General features: G+C 36.5%; 17 protein-coding genes. 5 read left to right on the top strand and 12 right to left on the bottom strand.

The annotated features are described in order from the left end of the window. Window positions 1-19 precede the first annotated feature (19 nt). From SOLCA_RS07340 to SOLCA_RS07330, 3 genes are all read right to left on the bottom strand, one after another. Entirely contained in the window at window positions 20-3,322 is a 3,303-nt protein-coding gene (locus tag SOLCA_RS07340) for a TonB-dependent receptor (protein ID WP_157604526.1), read from the bottom strand. A gap of 377 nt (window positions 3,323-3,699) precedes the next feature. After that, window positions 3,700-4,965 (bottom strand): FecR family protein, encoded by a 1,266-nt coding sequence (locus SOLCA_RS07335; RefSeq protein ID WP_014679807.1) that lies wholly within the window; start codon window positions 4,963-4,965, stop codon window positions 3,700-3,702. A 205-nt stretch (window positions 4,966-5,170) separates the two neighbouring features. Beyond that, window positions 5,171-5,761 carry an RNA polymerase sigma factor gene (locus tag SOLCA_RS07330; protein ID WP_014679806.1) on the bottom strand — a complete coding sequence of 197 codons (591 nt, stop codon included), beginning with the start codon at window positions 5,759-5,761 and terminating at the stop codon, window positions 5,171-5,173. A 522-nt stretch (window positions 5,762-6,283) separates the two neighbouring features. Here SOLCA_RS07330 and SOLCA_RS07325 point away from each other — a divergent pair. After that, a complete protein-coding gene (locus SOLCA_RS07325; RefSeq protein WP_014679805.1) occupies window positions 6,284-8,641 on the top strand; it encodes an arylsulfatase in 2,358 nt (785 codons plus the stop codon). A gap of 232 nt (window positions 8,642-8,873) precedes the next feature. On the opposite strand, the gene SOLCA_RS07320 is transcribed toward SOLCA_RS07325, so the two are convergent. After that, on the bottom strand, window positions 8,874-9,791 hold the full coding sequence (locus tag SOLCA_RS07320) for a PorP/SprF family type IX secretion system membrane protein (RefSeq protein ID WP_014679804.1): 918 nt from the start codon (window positions 9,789-9,791) through the stop codon (window positions 8,874-8,876). 36 nt (window positions 9,792-9,827) lie between these two features. Next, window positions 9,828-13,724: a T9SS C-terminal target domain-containing protein gene (locus SOLCA_RS07315; RefSeq protein ID WP_042479485.1), complete on the bottom strand. Its 3,897-nt coding sequence runs from the start codon at window positions 13,722-13,724 to the stop codon at window positions 9,828-9,830. Window positions 13,725-14,465: 741 nt separating this feature from the next. Between SOLCA_RS07315 and SOLCA_RS07305 the strand changes: the two genes are divergently transcribed. The 3 genes from SOLCA_RS07305 to SOLCA_RS07295 are packed head-to-tail and all read left to right on the top strand — an operon-like array spanning window position 14,466 to window position 17,013. Continuing rightward, entirely contained in the window at window positions 14,466-15,329 is an 864-nt protein-coding gene (locus tag SOLCA_RS07305) for a chromate resistance protein ChrB domain-containing protein (RefSeq protein ID WP_014679802.1), read from the top strand. Window positions 15,330-15,388: 59 nt separating this feature from the next. Next, complete coding sequence (locus SOLCA_RS07300; RefSeq protein ID WP_014679801.1) at window positions 15,389-15,841, top strand: chromate resistance protein ChrB domain-containing protein; 453 nt, start codon at window positions 15,389-15,391, stop codon at window positions 15,839-15,841. After that, the gene (locus tag SOLCA_RS07295) at window positions 15,823-17,013 is read left to right on the top strand and encodes a chromate transporter (protein ID WP_014679800.1); all 1,191 of its coding nucleotides are present in this window, start codon (window positions 15,823-15,825) and stop codon (window positions 17,011-17,013) included. Before SOLCA_RS07300 ends, SOLCA_RS07295 begins: the two co-directional genes overlap by 19 nt. A gap of 73 nt (window positions 17,014-17,086) precedes the next feature. On the opposite strand, the gene SOLCA_RS07290 is transcribed toward SOLCA_RS07295, so the two are convergent. Together SOLCA_RS07290 and SOLCA_RS07285 are read right to left on the bottom strand one after the other, a co-directional pair. Continuing rightward, window positions 17,087-17,416: a hypothetical protein gene (locus SOLCA_RS07290; RefSeq protein WP_014679799.1), complete on the bottom strand. Its 330-nt coding sequence runs from the start codon at window positions 17,414-17,416 to the stop codon at window positions 17,087-17,089. A 230-nt stretch (window positions 17,417-17,646) separates the two neighbouring features. Further along, window positions 17,647-18,477 carry a GNAT family N-acetyltransferase gene (locus SOLCA_RS07285; protein ID WP_014679798.1) on the bottom strand — a complete coding sequence of 277 codons (831 nt, stop codon included), beginning with the start codon at window positions 18,475-18,477 and terminating at the stop codon, window positions 17,647-17,649. 117 nt (window positions 18,478-18,594) lie between these two features. Between SOLCA_RS07285 and SOLCA_RS07280 the strand changes: the two genes are divergently transcribed. Next, complete coding sequence (locus SOLCA_RS07280; protein ID WP_014679797.1) at window positions 18,595-20,010, top strand: aminotransferase-like domain-containing protein; 1,416 nt, start codon at window positions 18,595-18,597, stop codon at window positions 20,008-20,010. Window positions 20,011-20,256: 246 nt separating this feature from the next. Here SOLCA_RS07280 and SOLCA_RS07275 read toward each other — a convergent pair whose 3' ends face one another. The 5 genes from SOLCA_RS07275 to cls form a co-directional block, all read right to left on the bottom strand. Continuing rightward, window positions 20,257-20,493 carry a hypothetical protein gene (locus tag SOLCA_RS07275; protein WP_042479480.1) on the bottom strand — a complete coding sequence of 79 codons (237 nt, stop codon included), beginning with the start codon at window positions 20,491-20,493 and terminating at the stop codon, window positions 20,257-20,259. Between the two features lie 277 nt (window positions 20,494-20,770). Beyond that, window positions 20,771-20,926: a lmo0937 family membrane protein gene (locus tag SOLCA_RS23085; protein WP_014679795.1), complete on the bottom strand. Its 156-nt coding sequence runs from the start codon at window positions 20,924-20,926 to the stop codon at window positions 20,771-20,773. A 55-nt stretch (window positions 20,927-20,981) separates the two neighbouring features. Further along, on the bottom strand, window positions 20,982-21,320 hold the full coding sequence (locus SOLCA_RS07270; protein ID WP_014679794.1) for a cupin domain-containing protein: 339 nt from the start codon (window positions 21,318-21,320) through the stop codon (window positions 20,982-20,984). 151 nt (window positions 21,321-21,471) lie between these two features. Further along, window positions 21,472-21,672, bottom strand: a complete 201-nt coding sequence (locus tag SOLCA_RS07265; protein ID WP_014679793.1) for a hypothetical protein — start codon at window positions 21,670-21,672, stop codon at window positions 21,472-21,474. A gap of 591 nt (window positions 21,673-22,263) precedes the next feature. Then, on the bottom strand, window positions 22,264-23,727 hold the full coding sequence (gene cls / locus SOLCA_RS07260) for a cardiolipin synthase (protein WP_042479479.1): 1,464 nt from the start codon (window positions 23,725-23,727) through the stop codon (window positions 22,264-22,266). Window positions 23,728-24,013: the final 286 nt, after the last annotated feature.

Here is a 24,013-nt window from a genome sequence, read left to right as displayed (position 1 = left end):
TCGTTTTAAGATTAAACTGTTAAAAAACTGCACTTACACCGAAAGAAAAGCTATGGGTTTGAGGGTAACTTCCTCCATCAAATCCTTGGGTAATCGGATTAGCCGGACCGGTATTTACTTCAGGATCCAATCCATTGTATCCGGTAATAGTAAATAAATTGGTTGCTGCGGCAAATACACGAACACTATTCAGATGTGCTTTACTTAACCACGGAGCATTTAATAAATAACTTAAATGGATATTTTTCAGTCTGAAAAATGAAGCTGAACTTACATAACGGTCAGAAATCCTTCCATTTTGATTAGGATTTTTCGCCACAACTCTCGGCACATCTGTATTTGGATTCTCCGGAGTCCAGGCATTTAGGATCTCTGTTGTATAGTTGCTACGGTAGCTATTAAAGATTGATAAACCGGCTTGACTTGAATTGTACAATACGTTTCCTACACTATAATTGAATAAAGCCGATAGACTAATTCTTTTGTAACGAAGAGAATGATTCCATCCGCCAAAGAAATCAGGTTCTGCATTCCCTAATTTTACCAAGTCAGCGTCCGTAACCTGTCCATCATTATTAACATCAACAAACTTAATGTCTCCAGGGCCTGTTTTTGAAGCCTGGTAAATCTTTGTTGGAGAGGCCGCATTCAAGGCATCAATTTCACCTTGAGTTTGGAACAATCCTGCCGTTTTATATCCATAGAAGTAAGATAAAGGCTCATTTTCACGTAAAGGCATTCCGTTAGGCAGTGTTCCTCCATTAAGTTTCTTTAACACGTTTTGATTAAAACTAATGTTAAAATCAGTACTCCAGGTAAAGTTCTTGCTACTGATGATATCTGTGCCTAATTGTATTTCTATACCCTTGTTTAGCACGTCACCAATATTTGCAAATTGATTAGCAGCCCCTGTTTCATAAGGAACAGCAACACTAAGAATCAAGTCTTTGGTTAATTTATTGTAATAGGTAACCGAACCGCGTAGTTTGTTGGCAAACAAACTGAAATCTAACCCTGCGTCTAATTGCTCAGTTGTTTCCCATTTAATGCCCGGATTGGGAACGTTGTTAGGAATTACCCCTCCTGCACCATTGTAAAAACTGCCACCGGTAGTAAAATAGGTTGAATATAAAAAGTCTCCAAAATTGGCTGATCCCGTACGACCGGCTGAAATTCTTAATTTAACATCGTTAATGAAGTTGTATTTCTTCAGGAAGCTTTCTTCCGAAATCCTCCATGCCAATGCCGCAGACGGGAAAACACCCCATTGATTATCAGGTCCGAATTTTGTCGATTTATCGGCTCTACCTGTGAATGTTACATAATACTTTCCTCCATAATTGTAATTTCCACGCAAAAAGTAGGATTCTAAACCACTGATACTTCCTCCACTTAAATTCTGAATAATATTTTCAGCTGACCCAATATTATTTAAAACATCATCATTAGGAAAATCTGTTGAACTGATTTTGGTAAAGCTGCTTTTATCTTGCGTAAAAGAAACACCTGCAACAGCATTTAAATAATGCTTACCATAGAACTTGTTATAAGTTAACGTGTTATCAAATATTCTTGAATTAAACGAATTCAAATTATCTGTACGTGAACCAGTTCTGTTATTTTCTATTTCAAAAGGGTCCCAACTTGGGGTGTACCGTTCATAGGATCCGTCACCAATATTATAAGATAGCGACGATCTCAGCTTAAGTCCGTTTAAAATCTCATACTCCCCATAAAAAGAAGCTAACAAGTTCTTATTTCCCGACCCGGCAATTTGCATTAATTGAGCATAAGGGTTGCTTGACGTACTTTCAAATGGAAATGCATAATTTCCTTTTTCATCATAAATAGGAATATCCGGACGATAATTTACAATATCAGTATAGTAACTATTTCCATTCCCTTTACTCGATGATTGACTATATTTTAAGTTGGTTCCAATTTTTAATTGGTCAAACACGTTGGTTTCAAGATTAGTACCTAAGTTATAGCGCTTAAAACCTGAAGCCATAATAACACCTTTTTGATCACTCAAACCTGCAGAAAAAGAATAAATAGTTTTGCTGTTTGGCGTTCCCCCATTTAAACTTAAGTTCCAGCTTTCTGATCGGCTCACTTGTGTTACTTTATCTTGCCAGTTTGTATAAACTTTCGGATTAGGCTTAAAACCTTCAGGAAGTGCTTCATTATTATTGGCATATGCTTTATTTACAACTGCTATATACTGCTCAGTATTTAGCATCTTATAGCGGTTGGTAAAATCTTCAAATATGCCTGAATATGAAAAACTAAGCGATGGTGTTTGTCCGCTCTTTCCTCTTTTGGTTGTAATAATTACAACGCCATTTGCTGCACGTGAACCATAAATTGCTGTTGCCGAGGCATCCTTCAGAATATCGATACTTTCAATATCATCAGGATTGATAGAAGATAAAGGAGAAAGTTGTATGGTGCGACTGCTTGCATATGCTTCTCCACCTAAGCCACCTCCAATTTGAATCGGCAGTCCATCAATTACATATAAAGGTTCATTTATACCTAAAACTGATGTCCCCCCTCTTATTCTGATAGAAGCGTCTGCTCCCGGAGCACCATTTGTTTTTACTACATAAACCCCAGGTGCCTGACCAACCATAGCGACATCAAAGTTGGGTGAATTCATATTCTGAATGGCTTCAGCTTTAATAGAAGCTACTGAGCCGGTTATATCCTTCTTGCGAGTTTCACCATAACCTACCACAACTACTTGGTCTAAGTTGGCCATATCTTCAATAAGGATAATGTTCAATGTTTCCTCCCGTTGAACAGTTACTTCTTTCTTTTTATATCCAATAAACGAAAAGACCAGTATATCACCCTTGTTAGCATTAATTGAAAACGCACCATTAACATCTGTTTGCGTTCCCTTGGTTGTGCCTTTAATAATTATGGTTGCACCAGGAATTGGCGATCCTTTTTCATCCATTACTGTTCCTTTTAGCTTTACTAAAGTTGATTCTTTAGTAGAAACCTCAATAACACTTCTGTCTTCTTTAGGCTTAATAGTTACCACTTTATTAGTTACTGAATAAGTAACCACCTGATTCTCAAAACATGCATCTAAAGCCTCTTTAATTGTTACTTGACTTAGATTTACTGTTACATTTTTAGTCCTTTCAATAACAAAGTCACTGTAAAAGAAATCATAGCCAGTTTGCTTCCTTATTTCTTTAAAGACCTTTACCAATGGTGCATTTGTTTCATGGATAGTTACATTCTGACCGTAACTGCTTGCACTTATTTGAAGAATTGAAGTAATTAATAGCAAGAAGGTTAGTTTCATAACCAATAAAAATTTGTTTATACGAGCTTGTGGCTTGTATAAGCTACTTGAGTAAAAATTCATAAATTTGGGTAGGTTTTTATTTTGTGAAGTGCACAGTTGTACAATTAACAGCACCTCACAGTTGTTCATTAATAAATTGTGTTACAATACCCAACAGTACTTGGGTTTGATTAATGAATAGGCCTAAACTTATGGTCGGGAATGTTGGCGCATTCTCGACCTTATTATAACCTGAATGTACTTTTCAAACACTCCTGATATACATAATAAGTAATTAAAGCCTTAGAAAATGCCGAGGAACGGCAATGATGTTTAGGGATCTCTTGTGTAAACTTTCTTCATATTTAAATTTGTTTAGGTGGATTGGATAACTTTTATTTATTCTTCACTTTAATTTTGTTTCCTTCTATTTTAAAACTAATCTGATCAGTGGATTCAAGGATTTCAAGCACTGCAGAAAGATTTTTCGACCTCGAAATAACCCCACTGAATGTTTGTTGAGATAATTGGTTTGTCTCGTATTCAATTTCAACTGAATACCATCTGCTTATCGCTTTCAAAATTTGAGTTAAAGGCTGTTTCTTGAAAATAAAATCCCCATTTTTCCAAGCCACAGCCTCTTCAATATCAGCAGGTGCTACGTTAATATCTCCGCTTACTTTATTAATTTGGGATTGTTGGCCAGGTTTTAGAATTGTTGTTTGGTGTGATTTAATTGTTGGAGAAAGCGAAGAAACGCGAACAGATCCCTCTATTAAAGTTGTTCTTACTGTTTCTTCATCTAAATAACCGTTAATGTTAAAATGGGTTCCTAACACCACCACCTCTGATTGATTATTAACCAATACTTTGAAAGGCATTTTGGCATTTTTCGCTACTTCAAAATAGGCTTCACCAGTTATCTCAACTTTCCTTTCCTTGCCTTTAAATAGGTTTGGATAACGAATAGAAGACGCAGCATTTAACCAGACTTTTGTACCATCTGATAAGTTTACCTGATATTGGCCTCCTTTCGGAGTTTGAATAATATTATGCTCTACTGTTAATTGAGCGTTATTTACATCTTGCTTATTTACTGAGTAAACAAGCATTCCATCCTCAGTTTTTGTAATTTTAATTCCTGCCTGCTCAGCAAGTGTTCCATTTACAGCTTCATTTAAATTGATCTTTCTTCCATCAGCTAGCGTAAGTGTTGCCTTATTCCCTCCCGGAGCTATATCAACTGCTTGAACAGAAATTGTATTATTTATTTCCCTTGTATGTTGATATCGGTAAATACCAAATCCAATGCCCAGTAAGATTATAATTGTTGCCGCTACTCCCGTCATTGAGAACCAACTAACTGTCCAATTTAGCTTCTTTTCGATCGACTGCGTTAGTTGTACCTGACTTAGAGAAGTATCTTCAAAACCAATGTGAGTTTTAAGCTTCTCCAGGTTACGCTGAAACTTGATTTCAGATCCATGCCAGGTTAACAGTTCAATTAACTTAAAAGCCTGCTTTATTTCATTAACCTTTTCAGGATGTTCAACAATCCAAGACTCCCAGAACGCCACATGCTCTTGACTCGATTGATGATAATAGCTTATAAACGACTCATCTACAGCAAAATCTTCTGCTTTATAACTATTATAATTCATTCTCTTAATGCTAGTTTTTAAACGCTATATGATATTAGTGCAGTTAACATTCATTTTCTATCAAATTATTTTAAAAAATAATTCAGCTTCGCAAAAAAGCTTTAGCAATCAGCAATAAACCGATTGTGTTGTTCTTTGCCGATTAAATCTTTTTAAACTGAACTGAGGACAATAAAATTGACGAAATCAACTATTTATAACTGATTTACAATAATTTCATTATTGTAATAATTAGAAACAGTATACCCAGGGTGGTAATTATGGTAACGGTGATAAATTGCTTTTTGATAATTTTTAAAGCACGTGAAATTTGGTTGTATATAATGCTATGTGAAAGCCCCGTAAGCTGAGCGATTTCATCATTGCTTAAATTTTCATAAAATCTTAAACGAATTAGCTCAACTTGCGTAGGAGAAAGTTTATTGAAAGCCTTTTCAAGTTTTAGCTTAACACTTTCAGACTCTTGTCGGTTAATTAGGATTTCTTCAAACGATCGTTCGCGTTCTAATTCAGTAAACTTATCACTATGCAAAGATTCCGATTTTTCTAGCTTTGCAAGTTCTCTAACTATTTTCCTTCGTAGATAAGTTTGCAGATAGGTCTTAACAAATTGAACTTCTTTCTGCTTTTCCCTATTGTCCCATAGCTCATAAAAGAGCTGTTGTACACATTCTTCCACTAATTCATCATCAGTAGAAAACCTGCTCCCGTAGGCACATAAATACTTGTAATGAGCCTTGTATAAAAGGATAAACGCCTCTTTACTTCCATTCCTAAACTCATTCCAACTATTCATTATACTTAATACAACAGATTTATGCGGTCACAATTTTAAGGAAATAAAAAATGAAAGCAAATAGAACACCTTAATCAGCACAAAAATCCCTCACTGAACATATTTAATCACCAACTGATTAAATACTTACAATTTTACGAGTTGTATACAATATCATTCATTAGCCAAACTGTATTTTTAAAAGCAGGAATTATCCGAAAACTAATCTTAGTGATTGCTTTTAATGATTCTATCGGGCTAGACTCTATTGAATTAAATAAAGCTAATCAATTACAAAATTTCTTGTATAGGCGCAAATAAAACTATCTTATCAGTTTAATAGAATTAATTTATTATATTAAAGAATCATTACAGGTCAGTTTTTACATCATAACCTATCCATCTATCCTTGCCGCAATCCTGTGATTCACCCAATACATTGAAGCAAATGAAAACATATCACGTCACGTTCTTCGATAAAAGTTAGGGGCCTGGCGATATAGCGAAAGCGAAAAAATGTTCCTAAAAAGCAAATTACCGCATATGAAAAAACTAAATTTACTGCTCTTACTACTTCTATGCAACTTATCATTTAGTGTTGCACAAGATGTATTACCATTTCCTCCTACACCAAGTGCTTCTGTTGCCGGCAGAACGTTACAAGAATCAGTGCATAAGCGCAGAGTTGAATCAAATCATTTGCCGAAGAATGCACCTAATATTGTTATCATTTTAATTGATGACGTTGGGCCCGGCCTGCCTGATACTTATGGAGGAGAAATTCATACGCCGACACTTAGTAAGATTGCCAGTACAGGCATATCCTACAACAGGTTTCATTCTACTTCTATGTGCTCGCCAACACGTGCCTCATTACTAACAGGTAGAAATCATACACGGGTTGGTAATGGACAAATCACGGAATTAAGCAATGATTTCGATGGTTTTAGTGGAACTATTCCAAAAACTTCGGCTACTGTTGCGGAGATACTAAAGAATTACGGTTACAGCACCGCTGCATTTGGCAAATGGCATAATACTCCTGCATCGCATACCACAAAAGCCGGCCCGTTTGACTATTGGCCCACCGGATATGGCTTTGAATATTTTTATGGATTTCTTGCCGGAGAAGCTTCCCAATATGAGCCTACTCTTGTAAAAAACACCACCTATGTAACATTACCCAAAACACCTGAAGAAGGTTATCACCTATCTGATGATCTTGCTGACAATGCTATTGAATGGATAAACAATCACCAGGCCCTTGAGCCTCAAAAGCCGTTCTTTATGTATTGGGCTACCGGTGCAGCTCATGGCCCGCATCATACACTTGCAAAATGGGCAGATAAATACAAAGGGAAATTTGATGATGGATGGGATAGATATCGCGAAAGAACTTTTGCCCGCCAAAAAGCAATGGGTTGGATTCCATCGAATACAGTACTTACTCCAAGGGACTCTACCATGGCTTCCTGGGAAAGTATACCAGAATCTGAAAAACCTTTTCAACGCCGTTTAATGGAGGTATTCGCAGGTTTTGCAGAACAGGCCGACCATGATGCCGGACGTATTGTAGATGTGCTGGAAAAATTAGGATTAAGGGAAAATACGCTAATTTTTTATATATGGGGTGACAATGGTTCAAGTGCCGAAGGACAAATGGGCAGTATCAGTGAACTGCTGGCACAAAATCAAATACCCACCAAGATAGAGGATCATATAAAGGCGGCAAATGAATTAGGCGGACTTAATGTACTTGGTACGCCTAAAGCCGATAATATGTATCATGCCGGATGGGCCTGGGCCGGAAGTACACCCTTCAAAGGCACTAAATTGCAAGGCGCCTACTTTGGAGGTACCCGACAGCCATTAGCAATTTCATGGCCGCAAAAAATTAAGGCAAATAAAACTCCGCATACACAGTTTTCGCATGTGAATGACATCGCTCCAACGATCTACCAGGTACTCAATATAACACCACCCGCCACGGTAAATGGATTTGCTCAAGATCCGATAGATGGTGTGAGCCTGATGTATTCATTTAATGACGGAAATGCAAAAACACAAAAGCCAATGCAATTTTTTGACGTTATGGGCAGCAGAGGCATTTATAGTGATGGCTGGTTTGCCTGCACATTCGGGCCAAGAATTCCTTGGCTTACCGTTAGCCCTGGACTTGCCACTTGGACACCGGATAAAGATAAATGGGAATTGTATAACCTGGAGGAGGACTTTAGCCAGGCCAACAACCTTGCTGAAAAAATGCCTCAAAAATTAGCCGGACTGAAAGAACTCTTTGACATGCAATCAGCCGAAAATAAAAATCTTCCCATTGGCGGTGGATTATGGGTATTATACCATCCGGAAGATGCCATTCAGAATCCAGCCTCTTCTTTTCGTTATGTTGGCTCTACGACTCGCATTCCTGAATTTTCTGCACCTAAGATCGGGTCGAGACCCCATACTATTACCGTTGATGCAGATATTTCCGAAAATGCTTCCGGTGTATTGTTTGCGTTAGGTGCGTTTTCAGGTGGGCTAACCTGTTACCTGGAAAATGGAGTACTTAATTACGAATACAACTTGTTTGAAATAAAACGTACAATGATAAGCAGCAAAACAAAGCTTCCGAAAGGCAAAACAACTATTGAAATTGCATTTAAGCCCAAACCCAGTACTGTCAATAAGGGACTCCACGCAGCAGATATCATTATTACAGCAAATGGAAAGGAAGTTGCAAGAGGAGAAATTCCTACCCTGATCACCTTAGCGTTTACTGCAAATGATTGTTTGGATATCGGGTGCGACCTGGGCTCGCCTGTGTCGCTGGCTTATTATGAAAAAGCTCCCTTTAAATTTAATGGCGTTATCAATACAGTAGATATAAAATATTCTAAATGATGTTCATCCATATGACGGTTTGATAAATCATCTTCATTAAACCGGATTGTGCTTTGCTATTTTCCGTAAAGCACTATTAACATTATTGAAGTTGAACTTCAGTTAATTTTCGACGGAGGGACCTGGACAACTTTCCCGGCAATGGTTGTCAAAAGGGAAATAAAAATAGCTTATGCAGGTTGCATAAGCTATTTTTATTTCCTCCGGCTACTTTAATTCCTAAAACTTTGTACTAAATAGATTTTCTTTGAAATAAAGCAATCTTCAAATTCAAAGACAAGTTTCCATCTGTATATTTTCTAATGGCATTGGCTTCAGTGGTATACATTGCCAACATTTGAATGCGTGATTGTAGATTAATACCCAGTCCAACAGTAAAGCTTTTTGTTGAATGGTAAATCGCTTGTATGCTCGCCAGGTTATGAGCACATTTAAAATCGAGTCCGGCATCCCAAATGTCATTATTTCCCTTTACCATGGTGTAGGAAATTTTTGGCTCCAGGCTATTAAATTCTTCCCCCAACGCAATTTTATAGGATGCTGCTGAATAAAAGGTTGCTCTGTCTACGGTTTTGTAAATATCCTTCACAATGAAGTTCCTGATGGTAGGGACTGCTGCTTGAATATTGAGTTTGTCACTTGTAAAGGCAATTCCAAAATCGCCATCCATAGGGGCTCCCCGTGAGTTGTAGTTCAATAATGAGGGGTCGTATTGATCTCCGTTAACTTCATTAAAGAGCAAATTGTTATATTCAACGGCAGCCGATAAACCAAAATGTAATAATTGCCCACGATCATTCAAAGGCAAATGGTAGGCAAACGATGCTGCAATCCGGGTTTCATTTAACAAACCTGATTTTTGGTTGATTATATTAACACCTACACCTACTCGTTTCCCTAGATAATAATCAGCACTTAACAGCTTATTTACCGGAGCATCTGGCATATCATCATATTGTTTACTGTAAGTAAGTGTAATATTCAGACTTGAATCAATACCTGCCATGGCAGCATTTCCCAAATATTGATTAAAATAGTATTGTGCAGGCACAAAATTTCGCTGTGCAAGAACCGGAAAAACAGTCCCTGCAACCAGCAATAATATTAGCAACAGCTTTTTATTTGTATATTTTTGAATCGATGATTTCATTCTAAAATTTGTTAACTCTACTATGGATAAAACTTATTAATCACGAATAACAGTAATGTATCCTTTATGCAACGTTGTTCCGTTACCCAGATCTACCACATAGTAATAAGTGTCTTCATGTAAAGGAGCTCCGTTTAAGGTTCCATCCCAATCATTGGCGTACCCGGTTTTAGTATAGAGTATTCTACCTGCCTTATCAAATATCTTTACCACACTATTGGGGTAACTCTCAATGTTTTTAACTAACCATTTATCATTATGACCATCTCCATTAGGTGTAATTACATTTGTGGCGTCAAGCATTGGGTTATCGATTACTTCAATAGTGATTTTTTCTTCCACATAACAACCTCTGTAATTAAATCCTTTAACTGTATAGGTAGTAGTCTTCATTGGACGAACAGTTAACGTAGCTGAATTTCTTCCATCAATAATATCCTCAGCATCATCCCATTTGTATTGGGTGGCAGTGCCAGCAGCTGTAAGCTCAATAATATCTCCCTTGGAAATCTTTACTCCATTTTTGGTGGTAATAGAGAGCCATGGCAAAGGATTTACAGTTAGTTTAAATGTTCTGGTTAACTGATCCACTCCTCCATTATCAACTCCTCCATTATCTTTTACTGTTACCGTAATAGTTGCAATGTCGCCCTGCTCTGGTTTTACACGATAGTTAAGTGTAGCTGTCGGACCTGTACCACTAATGCTCAACTGGTCAAATAGATCTTTGTCTGATGAAACATGTAAAGTAATAGTTTGATTACCCTCCGGACCTGCACTTATTCCACTTAACAAAATTGATTGCAAATTAGTAGTACCACAGATTGTCTGGTCTGCAATCGGGTCTAATGTAGGCGCTGCATTCGGAACAAATGAATTGATCGTTAATGTTCCATTAACATAGGAGATCGTATAATTTTCAGCTGAAGCTCCACTTGGAATAATTGGATAATTTCCGGCAGGAGAAGCAGTTGTCGCACTTGTACTAATTAATGGTTGCGCAGTAAGCACTGTATTAGTTTCACCATTAACGAAACCATTATAACTTGCAGTAAAAGAAGGATTGGCAGCGCCAGCATTTTTTGTCGCATTATTTGCAGTAATGGTTAAAGCTGCCTTGCCAACTGTTATGACTCCATCCTGATAGATGAAACTATAATTAGCAGATGCAGCGCCGCCAGCAGTAATAGTATATGTACCCACTGCACTTTCTTTGGTTGCAAGTGTTGTGGCGGTTGCTGGTGTTGAAAAAGTAGATGCATCATCACCGTTTACAAATCCGGTGTAAGAAATCGTCAAAGCCGGATTTGTCTGACCATAAATTTTCTGTTTATCTTCAGCTTTTACGGTTAATTGGGCCTTACTTATAACTAAGCTTCCTTGCTGATAACTGAAATCATAGTTTGAAGCGGTTGCTCCGTTAACAGAAATCGGATAAGTTCCTACAGCACTGGAAGCAGTTGCTGTGGTAGTTATAACCGGAAGGGTTGTAACTGCAGATTGGTCATCTCCATTTACAAAACCTGTATAATCGACTATTAAAGCCGGGTTTTGTTGTCCGTATATTTTATGCTGATCATGTGCTATTACAGTTAATTGAGCTTTGTTTATGGTTAAGGTACCATCCTGATAAACGAAGTCATACAACCATGACTGGCCTCCATTAACTGTAATGAGGAATGATCCTGCCGGGCTGTTTAAGTCTGCAGTAGTGCTAGCAGTTGGCCAGGTGCTTAATTTTGAAGGATCATCGCCATTTACGAAACCGCTGTAGCTAAATGTTAGGCCAGGATTATTCTGCCCATAGGTTCTTTGCTTATCATCAGCCTTAACAAGAAGTGTGGCTTTATCTACTTTTAAAAGCTGTTGAACATTGGGAGCTGGAGAAAATAGATCGTTGCCATCTTGTTTGGCTGTAATTGTAACCCATCCGGCACTTAAAATTTTAATTTTATCACCTTCTACTACTGCTATTGAAAGATTGGAACTTTCATACGTTACAGGTAAACCCGAACTGGCTGTAGCTTCTGCTAAAACCGGAGCAGATCCATAGGTAACAGCAGGAAACGGATTAAAGGTAATAGATTGTGGTTGTTTTAAAGGTTTTACTGTAATATTAAGAGATGTAGCAGGTCCTACTAGCATGCACCAATTGGTGGTTTTTAAAGTTAATACTCCACTTGTTGCTGTATTAGAAAAATCTAATGATACCGCATCTCCCGACCCGTTAATAGTAACCCCAGTTCCTGAATACTCCCATTGATAGGCTATTCCGGGTTGAGCTATACCGTCATCCGGACTATCTGCAACTCTGTACAGAACATTCGTTTGTCCCTGAATCACTTCATTTTGACTAATAACAAAGTTATGCTGATGAGGTAATTCCATGACAGTTAAAACTGCACTTGAACTATTTACTGTCCTGCAACCCGATTTGATAGCACAGCGATATTGTATTCCATTTTCTTGAAAATCAGCGTTAGTTCTGGTTAATTCAGCAGTATTCACCCCAGAATAATTACCTGCATCAGAAAGATCTGTCCATGATTGTCCATTGATATCAGATTTTTGCCATTGATAGGTTAAATTATTACCAGTTGCAGCTACAGAAAATTTCGCATCAGTTTTTTCACAAACGGTCAGATCTCGTGGTTGAAGATTGATAGTAATAGGGAAATTTTTTACATTAATAAACAATGATTGGCTGCTTGAATTTCCATGAGTATTTCGACCAGTCGCACTCAAAAAACCGGAAGTAGCAAATTCTGTAAAAAGAAGTGTAATGGTTTTTCCATTTGGAACAAGGCCAACACCCGAACCGGTATAACTCCAGTCATAGGCTGTTGCATTAATCGATTCTCCTACTTCGTAAACTAATCCATCTTGAGGAGCACACACATCAGTAGATCCGGAGGTAAATGGCTCGGGTGTTAGCGGAACTCCATCTGTATAATAACTTCTACTCAGAGCCGCTGAAGGTGCAGCACCTTCATTAGCCGCTACAACCTGAAAATAATATTTTGCAGATGTATTTAATCCTGTTGCAGTATAACTATAAGAATCGCCTGTGGTAGTTGTTGTGGTTGATTGAATATAGGCAATATCCACAAAATTAATCCCATCAGTTGATCTGCGAACTTTAAACAATGTTTCATTACTGGAATTATCAATCCAGTTAAGTGTTATCGTATTGAAGGTACGACCTGGAAAGGTTAAACTAACAGGCGCATTGGGGACACCTGTAATAGTTGGAGTAAAAGTGTAAACCTGACCATCAGCCGGCTTGGTGTTAATCGAATTCGTTGAAACCGTAGAGCTAATTGTTGGAGCAGAAGAGCTATTTGATAGAGACAGAAATCCCCCAACCGAATTTGCAATAGGTTGGCTGGCTAGAACAATCCCTATAGTTGCCCCCAGGTATCCAACTCCCGAATTATGGATAGCACCTGTTTCTCCGCGGTACAAAAACTCTATATGTCCATCTGCCTCATACAATTTTACCTGGAAAGAAATAACAGGTGCAGGAGCGCCATTGCCCCATCTTACATTTAAATATTGGAGGGTTAAAACACGATTACCTGCTGTTCCTGTTGTTTGGTAAGAAAAATCAGACGGATCATTAAGTCTTAAATCATCCCATAAGGGAGCTAATAATGAGTAAGAATATCCATTGGAAAATCCATTTGAATTAGAATTGTATCCAGTTACCACAGTTCCTTCGGTTAGAACAATTACGCCATTGGTATTGGCTGCTAAAGCAGTGTAAGGCTGTCCACAATAATGAAAGGTAAAGCCTATGGGTATCTTATTAAAATTATCATCATCTCCGGGATTAAAGGGATTTGTTTGAGAATAAGGCATGGTAGTGCCGTTTATCTGCTCAAAAGTTCCTTGTGATGCCGTAAAATCATAATTAGTGACTTTTTGTGCCACTGCTCCAAATTGTAAAAGGCAGCAAAAAAAAAGTAAGTATATTCTCATATCACGTTTTAGTATTGATAAATGGGATTTTGAGGCTAACTATTTTCATAGCATGTGCCCTTTTATAAATAGCTGTGGAAATTATAGACGCTAAATTTTACAGCATATTTCTGCCATCAAAGGTATTTCCAAGTCAAAAGCTATTTATCCGTAGAACTTCTGACTTGAAAAACTACGTTCTACTACTTAGAAATGAGACAAGTCGATTTAATCAATCTGACTTTCAGACAAACGGGAAAAATGGTAGAACAAATAAAAAACCCTCTAAATATATAATTCAGAGGGTTTTGATTTTGCTTATAAGCTTATTATCGCCCTGAAGGGACAATCATTTGGTAAAAACCTTTATCAAGTACAGCATTGAGTATCGCAGATCCAAAAGGATTATCAACAATCCACAACAATCTCCAATCTCATTTCTTTTCATTACGCAAGATGTATGGGCTGTCATTTTAATCGGATGCCCATCTGGAGTATTTCCTGTCATTTCCCACTGATCAAGCCACATAGCTAGGTCATTAACGACAAATGGCGAAAATAGGCTACTGCTCCAATTTCTGTTTTTTTTTAAAATCTTGCATTTTTAACAATTATAGGTTTTTATCAAAAAAAAATTAAAATATTTAGTTTTAAGTTGAAGAAACTATTCAGTAGCCTAACGTTCCTATAATGTAATTTTCCAGTTAATAGCATATGAAATGGATCACCCGTGAACGACCCAAAATTGACCGCATTGCCTGTCCATGGCTTATCAAAAGATTCATCGACAACGAAGCGGAATTTATATATGTTCCTTTTAAGGAGGTGATCGCAAGATCGCAAGAACTAAATGCAATTCCATTTGACGTACCGGATGTAGAGTTTACTCATTATAATGATAAATGTACATTTGACTATTTCCTGGAAAAGTATAAGCTCAAAGACCCATCATTACAAGTGATGGCTCCCATTGTTCGTGGAGCCGATACGGATGCCCATCATTTAGCCAGTCAGGCTTCGGGCTTATGGGCCATTTCTGCCGGCCTTGCTCATAACACAAAAGATGATTATGAACTGCTTGAAAAAGGCATGCTCATTTATGATGCATTGTACAGCTGGGCAAAATACCATCAAAATGAAAAACACACGCAAAACCCTGTTGAATATCTATTGTTAGAAATTTACAACAAATATCTTCATCAAAAAAAGGGGTCTCAAAAAAAGATACCGGATTGGGTAATTGAATTGAAAGAAATCATTCAGGATCAGATTGATATTAATTTAAGTTTAAGCCTGAAGGGGGTTTCAAAAGAGTTAAATGTACATCCTGCCTATTTATCACGCGAATTTTCAAAACATTTTGATGACCTAACTTTTGGTGATTATATCCGAAAACTTCGTATTGAAAAGGCCATTAAACTCCTTGAGTCGGGTAATCATTCCTTATCCCAAATTGCCTATTTAACAGGTTTCTCTGATCAAAGTCATTTTACCCGTATTTTCAAAAAACACACTGGTCAAAACCCTTCTGACTACAAAAAAAGTATTGTAAAAAGTAAAATAAATACAAAAGGTTAAAGGGATTCTATTTTTTTAGCAAAGGGTTAAAGAACTTTGGATAGCTAATATGTTGTGCTATGAAATGGATAACCCGTGAACGGCCAAAGATAGACAGGATTGCCTGTCCCTGGCTCATTAAGAATTTTGTGGATAAGGATGCGGAGTTCATTTATGTTGCCAAGGAAGAGGTGTTTGATAAAGCAGCCGAATTCAAGGCAATTCCTTACGATATACCAGGAGCGGAATATTCTCATTATGGTGAGGAGTGCACCTTTGACTACATCATCAAAAAATACAATCTTACTGACACAGCATTACTACAACTTGCACTAATTGTTCGAGGAGCCGATACCGACAGGTTCGACCTGGCACCGCAAGCAGCTGGACTTTGGGCTATTTCCGCGGGACTCTCCTACAATATTCATAACGATTATGACATGTTACAATTGGGAATGAAAGTTTATGACGCTCTTTATTCCTGGGCCAAATTTGTTCAAAACGAAAAACACACATGGAATCCGAATCTTTAACAACTACGAAACCGACTTATTCGCTCTGGCAATTAGTTAAGTATTTTCTTTACCTGGGCTATGCAGGTTTTGGCGGCCCTGTTGCATTAGCGGGTTACATGCACCGTGATCTGGTAGAAAAACGGAAATGGATTTCTGAAGAGGAATACAAAGAAGGGTTGGCATTGGCCCAATTAGCTCCCGGGCCTTTGGCCGCACAGTTAGGAATTTACCTGGGCTTTGTCCATTATGGTATTGGGGGAGCTACACTTATCGGAATTGCTTTTGTTCTTCCTTCTTTTATTATGGTTGTACTGTTGGGTATTGCTTACAAAATGTTTGGAGGTATACCTTGGATACAGGCCGTGTTTTATGGAGTTGGCGCGGCTGTCATTGGTATTATTGCCATGAGTGCTTATAAACTCACCATTAAATCAGTTGGTAAATTTAAAGTTGAAGCAATTAAGGAAAATTGGCTGCTATGGCTATTCTACCTCATTGCTGCAATTATTACCGTAATTACTCAATCTGAAGAAGTTATGTTATTTATTACAGCCGGACTTATTTATATGATGGTGAAAGCACCTCCTAAATGGATAAAGAAACCTGTTGTTGTTAACTCGGTTTTCTTAGTCGTCTTCAGTGTTGAAAAAGTTGATTGGAGTATTTTAGGTAAAATTGCATGGTTTTTTACCAAAGCCGGAGCATTTGTATTTGGTAGCGGACTTGCAATTGTTCCCTTTTTACACGGAGGGGTGGTTACTGAATACAAATGGTTAACTGAACAACAGTTTGTTGATGCCGTTGCTGTGGCAATGATCACTCCCGGACCTGTAGTAATTACCGTTGGATTTATTGGTTATTTAGTAGCAGGACTACCTGGTGCTATTGTGGCAGCTTTAGCTACATTTCTTCCCTGCTATTTATTTACAATTATTCCAGCTCCGTACTTTAAAAGAATTGCCAAGAATAAAAGCATTAAAGCTTTTGTCGACGGAATTACTGCCGCTGTTATAGGGGCATTAGTAGGTGCTGTTCTTGTAATTGCAAGTCGATCTATAATTGATATTCCAACTGCATTAATTGCTGCTGTTACGGTAGTACTGTTAATTTATTTAAAGAAAATTCAAGAACCATACATTATTGCCATGGCGGCAATCGTAGGTATTATGCTTAAGTCTTTTATTTTATGAACATGTTGATTTAAAAAACAGTTTAATCTACATCAGGATACTATTATTATTATTAGATAGTTTAGCCCCATTACTATTTTTTAACGCTTATAATTTTCGCTGAGCCTTTTTCCACTCCAATAGTTATCTTTCTTTTGTTTGAAAGACTCTCCTGCAACAGATTCAGATTGCTTTCAAAGTTTTCATTTTGTTTATCTAAATGAAATGCTTGTGCCATCATTCCTATTTGTATGATGTATGTGGAGTCAGAATCTGCTATCACTTGTTCAATGACCTGATCTTCGTACCATTGCAGATTGTCTGTCTTTGTTTGAGAACAAGACACTAACAGTGAAAGACTAATAAGCAAAGTAAAAAGGTTTTTCATTACTGTTTTTAATTTATGACATTCCTTATTTTTCATATGTTGATTTATTTATGCAATCTTTTGAGATCATCACAACTAACTATTTTTATGGTAGCTAATGTGTTTTTGGGGAAGAAACTTACAAAATAATGTTGAGAAGCTACCAACCTTTAACTCAATTTTGAAATATTCCTCAGAAAAACATTCTGTAGTTTTTGGGGATACATTTCTATAAAGAGAATTTTCTCCTAATTTACCCCCTATTAATGTTAATTATACCTATTTGATCATCTACCCAATCTATAATAGGGAATCATTGCAGATGGGACAAAACCGAGTTTTTGAGCTAACTTATAGGAACCGACGTTTTCTAGTCGACAAGCCCAAACTGGCTCTAACTGATTTTTTATACAATAATCGATCAATGCTGAACAACTTTGTTCAGCGAACCCCATTCCCCTAAATTCAGCTACTGTTTCAATACCTAATTCCAGTTTGTCATGATGAATTAGTGCTGAAAAAGCTGTTGATGCTAATTCCCCCTGATGTAAAAGACTAAACCCGATACCTTTTTCCAAAAAATCATCTTCACTTTCCCAAAAATATTCAGGAACAACACTCCCTTTCATTGCTCTTAAAATCTGCCGATCTGTTCTTATAATTTTTACACCTGAATAAAGGCTAGTTTTCTTTCTATTTAGATATAGACTCTTATCGAATTTAAAATTGACCCTTGTATTAAGTTCCACTATTCCCTTGTCAAAGCATCCGTTCATTTCATCCGACTTAATCAGATGTCCTTCGAAGAGTTCCTTTAATTCAATATGCCATGTATCAGGAAAGGCTTGCATCCATTCATAGATATCTCTATTGTTATCCTTGTTTAAGGCATAATCCCGAAAGCTTTTATTAAATCTCGTATTCCCACTTTCCCCAAAAAGAAGCGTCATTCCATAAGGATGAATTACATAAAACGTCTTGGGATTTTCGCTATCATCAACATAGACTTTCCCTGCTATTTTTTGTTCAATCACAGATTGGGCAAACAAATTATTGATGGTTATCTCTGCGAGATAAGGTATGGCCTTATAGTAATTTTCTTTAGCTAGAATATTCATCTTCATCAAGTTTAATAAATATTAGTTTTTATTTTTTCATTAGTACAAAATTAATTAATACATAAACATGAGTACAGATACAGTTTTATTAATTTTGATGAGTACAGATAATTAGTTATGGATAAAGAACCATTGTATGTGAGAATAGCCTTTACGTTAGAAAAACAAATAAGAAGCGGTGGATGGAAAATTGGCGAAAAATTGCCTTCACTACGCACTATTTGCACTGAGTATGGGGTTAGCATGAATACATCAATACAAGCATACTTGGAGCTGGAACGAAAAGGTATGATTGAATCAAGACCAAAATCGGGCTTCTTTGTTAGCAATTCATGTCAGTACAGATTAACAATACCTACGATAAGTCAACCAAGTCCTTTAGCCGGGTTGTTGGACACTGAAGCCTTAATTAAGAAAGTCCATGATTCATTAGTCGACCCTTCTATGATTAATCTATCTGTCGGTATACCTGATGAACGATTGTTGCCCGTTGCAAAATTGAACAAGGAGCTTGTAAATGCAATGCGTTCGCTTCAAGGGAGTGGTACAGCATATGAAGACACGCAAGGAAACCTAAAACTGCGCAAGAACATTGCTCGCTGGGCATTTGCTTGGGAAGGAGGTTTAACAGCAGAAGATATTGTTAGTACTTCGGGGGCTATCAATGCACTCTTTTATTGCCTGATGGCTACTACTAAACATGGTGATACCATAGCAGTAGAAAGCCCAGCATATTTCGGAATCCTGCAACTTGCTAAAAGTCTTGGGTTGAAAATAATGGAGTTACCAACCCACCCCATAACAGGTATAGAACCAGATGCTTTGAAAAAAGTGTTACCTAAAATAAATGCGTGCGTATTGGTCAGTAATTTCAGTAATCCATTAGGCAGCTGTATGCCTGAGGAAAACAAAATTGCAGTTGTGCGCATGCTCACAGAGCAAGGCATACCCCTGATTGAAGATGATCTTTATGGAGATCTCTATTTTGGTACAGCTCGTCCAAAACCATGTAAAGCATTTGATTCAGAGGGAATAGTTTTATGGTGTGGATCGATGTCTAAAACATTAGCACCAGGTTATAGGGTTGGTTGGGTAGCTCCCGGAAAATTTAAGGAACAGGTTATTCAATTAAAACTAACACACGCTATTTCTTCCACATCGATTACCCAGGAAGTAATTGCAAATTTCCTGGAAAATGGTCGATATGAGAACCATCTGCGTAGCATGCGTCGCACACTTCAGGGGAACTGTTTAAATTTTATACGAACGATAGGTGAAAATTTTCCAAAAAACACAAAAGTCAATCGTCCCCAGGGAGGATTCACTTTATGGCTTGAAATGGATAAAAAAAAAGATACTTCTGTTTTATATGACAAAGCGTTACGTCATAGAATAAGTATTGCACCTGGCAGGATTTTTACACTTCAAAATCAGTTTCAAAACTGTCTGCGATTAAACTACGGATCAATATGGAACGAAAGCGTAAAACAAGCACTGGAAAAATTGGGCCATTTGGTAAAAGGAATGCGCTGATTAAACCTGAAAGTAACCTTACAAAGAACAGTTTACGAGGCAATTAATCGTCGTCGGCAACGATGACTATGTCTCAACCATTTGCATAATTGAGCTTTTTGTTTTCTGTCGGGGTCGTAGGATTCGTTTATGGGAAGTCCATATCCAGTCTGGTTTTACCAAGCTGTTTAACTGGTATTATTCCGTGTTTAACAGAACATTCATACTTAGCCAACAGTTATATTCTTTTTCTTTCGCCGTACAAATTCATGCATTATAAATTAATTTTGAAGTGTTGCCGGCTTTTACTAATTGACACTTTAATGTTTGCAAATATTCTTGCAAAGCAATAATGCTAGGTCCGTTTTCGGTTATATCACTATCACTAATTAATTGAGGTGTTTCATCTATAAACAAATACAATTCAGGACAAAGTTCTTCCATCTCAACTAATGCAGTAATTATGTCTTGCATCAAACTTTTATTTAAAGAGAGTGTATTCATTGTTTTCTTTTATTTCCTCCTGGTAAAAACATTATATAAAATCCAGCCAACCAGCACAATTCCAAATAGAATAATAAACTTCCAGCTACCACCAAATTGTACTACCTTATCAGAAAGTTCTCGCCCTCTTGGAAAAGAGCTCCTCCGGAGGATGCTGGAGTTTTATTTTCTTTGATGGCGCCATTTACTAATCTAATACTAACGGGTGCAGTTTCTTCATCTGATCATCTTCTGCCTTGAACTTCCATTATAATTCTTCTACAGAATTAATTCATAATCAAACGACAGTTCTGCCCTTCAAGACCCTTATAATTATTGCAACTAAAGCAATAACTAACAGTATGTGAATGAGACCACTTGCATGAAAAGCAAAAAAACCAATTAGCCATCCTATTATCAATAGTACAGCCAGTATATACAATAAATTTCCCATGATTTTAATTTTTAAATTTGCTAATCCTGTTTAACACATTTATTTTTATTTTCATTTACTCATATCCGCTTTTTATAACCGTTACTATCATTTTAAAGCGCTCATTTGCTTTTATACTATTGGGTGAGTGTGCAGGTATAATGATCGATTGCCCTGTCGTTAATAAGTTCAACTTACCATCAATAATTACTTCCGCATTGCCTTCTATTATTTGAGCAAACGTATCAAATGGAGAAATTTTTTCAGTTAACATTTCGCCGGTATCAAATGAAAGTACACTAATATTGCCGGTCGACTTTTTGATGATTGTTTTGCTTACAACCGCATTCGATAAGTACTCTATTATTTCAACAATGATGAGTGCTTTTGATTTTTCAACTTCACCTCTGTCCATTTTCTGTTCTCCTTTACTCACTGCACATAAGCCGTTTGCTATTAATTAAATCTCATCTTAATATACCTTTCTAGCATTTAAGAAATAGCTTTAAAATCTCAAAAGAATAATGAGCCAAAAGATATTGACCCATTATCATATTAAATAGAAATTATAGTTGTTGAATAATTAAATTTAATTCCTCTTTGGTTTTACCCAATTTGGTTTCAATTTTTCTTAACATTTTTTCTCTATTCCCCAGTTCGTAATGAACATCGGCATCTGTTAAAACAGGAAACTTTGCAATAAGCTTAGTTTTTTGTTCAGACCATTTTCTTTGTCCGAACGTTCCTGATGATTTGGTTTCTTCCATGATTTTTATCTTAATAGTAGTTTAACAATTATAGAATAAATGTACCACTATAAACCAACGGGAACGTTACATAACTAAATATAATAGTTACATAATTCACACATTATCAACACACAACGATTCTTTGCGTTTAAAAAGAGATTATTTTTGAAGGACGATTGATCTGGCTGAACATTTGTTTGGGATAGACCGACAGGCTTACCGCAAACTCAAAGAAAATCAATTAAACAACAGAAGGCGGCCTACCTGGTAAAACTGGTAATGAGCAAGCAAATCTACCTGCCCAGACCTGGTGACAAGGAACTATATATTGTTTAAAGAAGGATGAATTAAAGGTTTTGAAAATAGGCCCGGATTTTTTTGATATCCTCAGAGTCAATCAGTTGCTAATACAATCTTTGCGGCGTTACTATCTTACTACCAATAACCATATCAACATGATTTGTCAATATATAAAAATCAACGACTCGGTTATTATGCGTATTCTTAAAAGATTATGAGTTAAAAGGCACCAATAAATTAAAGATTTTTGCGTTGGGAATCTTATTTAACAACCTTCAACAGTCATTTATTTTTGAAATTGGTATTTTTTTATAAAAGTGATGAAACTAACCTCGCTGATGCATCACCAAACTTTTTCAGTTGATTTCGTTTGCTCCAAACATCTAACTTAAGCTCTTTACTCTGTTTAATATCATTTATAAATGCTGTATTCAGTTCCTGATTTAATCTTTTATCATAAACCATGGCATTCACTTCAAAGTTCAAATGGAAGCTTCTTATATCCATATTTGCGGTTCCAATTATAGATAAATTATCATCTACAGTTATTGTTTTAGCATGAACAAAGCCTTTTTGGTATCGGAATATTCTTACACCTGTACTCAATAGTTCTTCATAATATGAACAAGATGCTGCGTTCACAAATTTCGAATCCCCTTCACCAGGAACCAATAAACGTACATCTACTCCACTAAGAGCCGAGCGCTTAATAGCGTCCAAAATACTTTCATTAGGAATAAAATAAGGAGTTGTAATATATAACTTTTCGAGGGCAGAATTAATAGCTGCAAAATAAGAAAACATAATATTTGCAATTGGTGAATCGGGCCCGCTGACAGCTATTTGTACCAAAGCATCATACTGACAGTCCTTCATATGAGGAAATAATTCTTTCGTTATCTTTAATTTACTTCCACTGCAAAAATTCCAATCAGCAATAAATGTTGATTGAAGGCCTGCTACTGCACCTCCCATCATCATCAAATGGGTATCGCGCCAAAAAAGCTCCTTAGGCTTTCCATTATTAAGATAGCGATCCCCTACATTTATACCGCCAACAAATCCTATATTTCCGTCAATGACAATGATTTTACGGTGGTTACGATAATAGATCCGATTGGATAAAAGAAAAAATTTAATACTATAAAATGGATAAATTTCAATGCCAGCTTCCTGTAATTCTTTCTCTAATTGCTTTTTAATTGCATGACTACCAAAAGCATCGTAAATAAATCGAACTCTTACACCTTCTTTAATTTTACGTATAAGAATATCTTTAATCCTATTTCCAATCACATCATCCTCATAAATGTAATATTCCAAATGGATATGGTTTTTGGCTTGTTCTAATTCAGCTAACAGCATTTCAAACTTCTCATTCCCATTAATTAGCAGCTTTATCTTTTCTACCGGATAAAGTGGAGATAAAACCTTATTTAATAAGAATTTAACAATGGGTTCTTTACCTTTTAATAGGTCTTTGTTTTTTTTCAAAAAACTTTCTGAATCAAGAACCTTCTGCTGCTTTGTTGCTGAAAACATCGCTTCATCCTGCTCAATTTTTTTTGTATAGAGTTTTTTCTTACGGAAATTCAACCCAAAAAATAGGTAGATAATAACCCCAGCAACTGGTATTAACACAACAATAAGAAGATACCCTAATGATTTGGCAGGAGTTTTATTATCCATTACTATTTTAATTATTACTGTAATAATTAGTAATACATATAAAGTCAATATGATAAAATAAACAAGTGATGTAATAGACAACATGATCGTAGGTATTTCTTTTCTATAATATCGGAAATTTAATCTGCAACTCGCAAATGCATAAGAACATCTTTGAATAACTATTTTTTCAGTTTATAACATCCGTCCGATTAAACTAAAAGATATCCGCCATCTGAACTCTTTGCCAAGTATTAAATGACGAATAATCTCAGGAGGAATCAGGTTAAAGGTCATGCCATAATTATGTATCATTCAAATAGATGATTGTGGCGAAATTTGTTTTATTCAAGCTTTTTCATTTTACTTTTAGTCTTTTACAAATCTTATT

The sequence above is a fragment of the Solitalea canadensis DSM 3403 genome, from assembly GCF_000242635.2.
In the GTDB taxonomy this organism is placed as follows: domain Bacteria; phylum Bacteroidota; class Bacteroidia; order Sphingobacteriales; family Sphingobacteriaceae; genus Solitalea; species Solitalea canadensis.
The sequence above is the reverse complement of the archived record's forward strand: the minus strand, read 5'-3'. Positions and strand labels throughout refer to the sequence as shown.

Coding starts and splice junctions, on each gene's coding strand:
- cls (WP_042479479.1), bottom strand. CDS start 23,727: ATGTTGTCTATTACATCACTTGTTTATTTTATCATATTGACTTTATAT.
- SOLCA_RS07325 (WP_014679805.1), top strand. CDS start 6,284: ATGAAAAAACTAAATTTACTGCTCTTACTACTTCTATGCAACTTATCA.
- SOLCA_RS07320 (WP_014679804.1), bottom strand. CDS start 9,791: ATGAAATCATCGATTCAAAAATATACAAATAAAAAGCTGTTGCTAATA.
- SOLCA_RS07295 (WP_014679800.1), top strand. CDS start 15,823: ATGGAATCCGAATCTTTAACAACTACGAAACCGACTTATTCGCTCTGG.
- SOLCA_RS23085 (WP_014679795.1), bottom strand. CDS start 20,926: ATGGGAAATTTATTGTATATACTGGCTGTACTATTGATAATAGGATGG.
- SOLCA_RS07285 (WP_014679798.1), bottom strand. CDS start 18,477: ATGAATATTCTAGCTAAAGAAAATTACTATAAGGCCATACCTTATCTC.
- SOLCA_RS07335 (WP_014679807.1), bottom strand. CDS start 4,965: ATGAATTATAATAGTTATAAAGCAGAAGATTTTGCTGTAGATGAGTCG.
- SOLCA_RS07275 (WP_042479480.1), bottom strand. CDS start 20,493: ATGAATACACTCTCTTTAAATAAAAGTTTGATGCAAGACATAATTACT.
- SOLCA_RS07330 (WP_014679806.1), bottom strand. CDS start 5,761: ATGAATAGTTGGAATGAGTTTAGGAATGGAAGTAAAGAGGCGTTTATC.
- SOLCA_RS07280 (WP_014679797.1), top strand. CDS start 18,595: ATGGATAAAGAACCATTGTATGTGAGAATAGCCTTTACGTTAGAAAAA.
- SOLCA_RS07340 (WP_157604526.1), bottom strand. CDS start 3,322: ATGAAACTAACCTTCTTGCTATTAATTACTTCAATTCTTCAAATAAGT.
- SOLCA_RS07305 (WP_014679802.1), top strand. CDS start 14,466: ATGAAATGGATCACCCGTGAACGACCCAAAATTGACCGCATTGCCTGT.
- SOLCA_RS07270 (WP_014679794.1), bottom strand. CDS start 21,320: ATGGACAGAGGTGAAGTTGAAAAATCAAAAGCACTCATCATTGTTGAA.
- SOLCA_RS07290 (WP_014679799.1), bottom strand. CDS start 17,416: ATGAAAAATAAGGAATGTCATAAATTAAAAACAGTAATGAAAAACCTT.
- SOLCA_RS07300 (WP_014679801.1), top strand. CDS start 15,389: ATGAAATGGATAACCCGTGAACGGCCAAAGATAGACAGGATTGCCTGT.
- SOLCA_RS07265 (WP_014679793.1), bottom strand. CDS start 21,672: ATGGAAGAAACCAAATCATCAGGAACGTTCGGACAAAGAAAATGGTCT.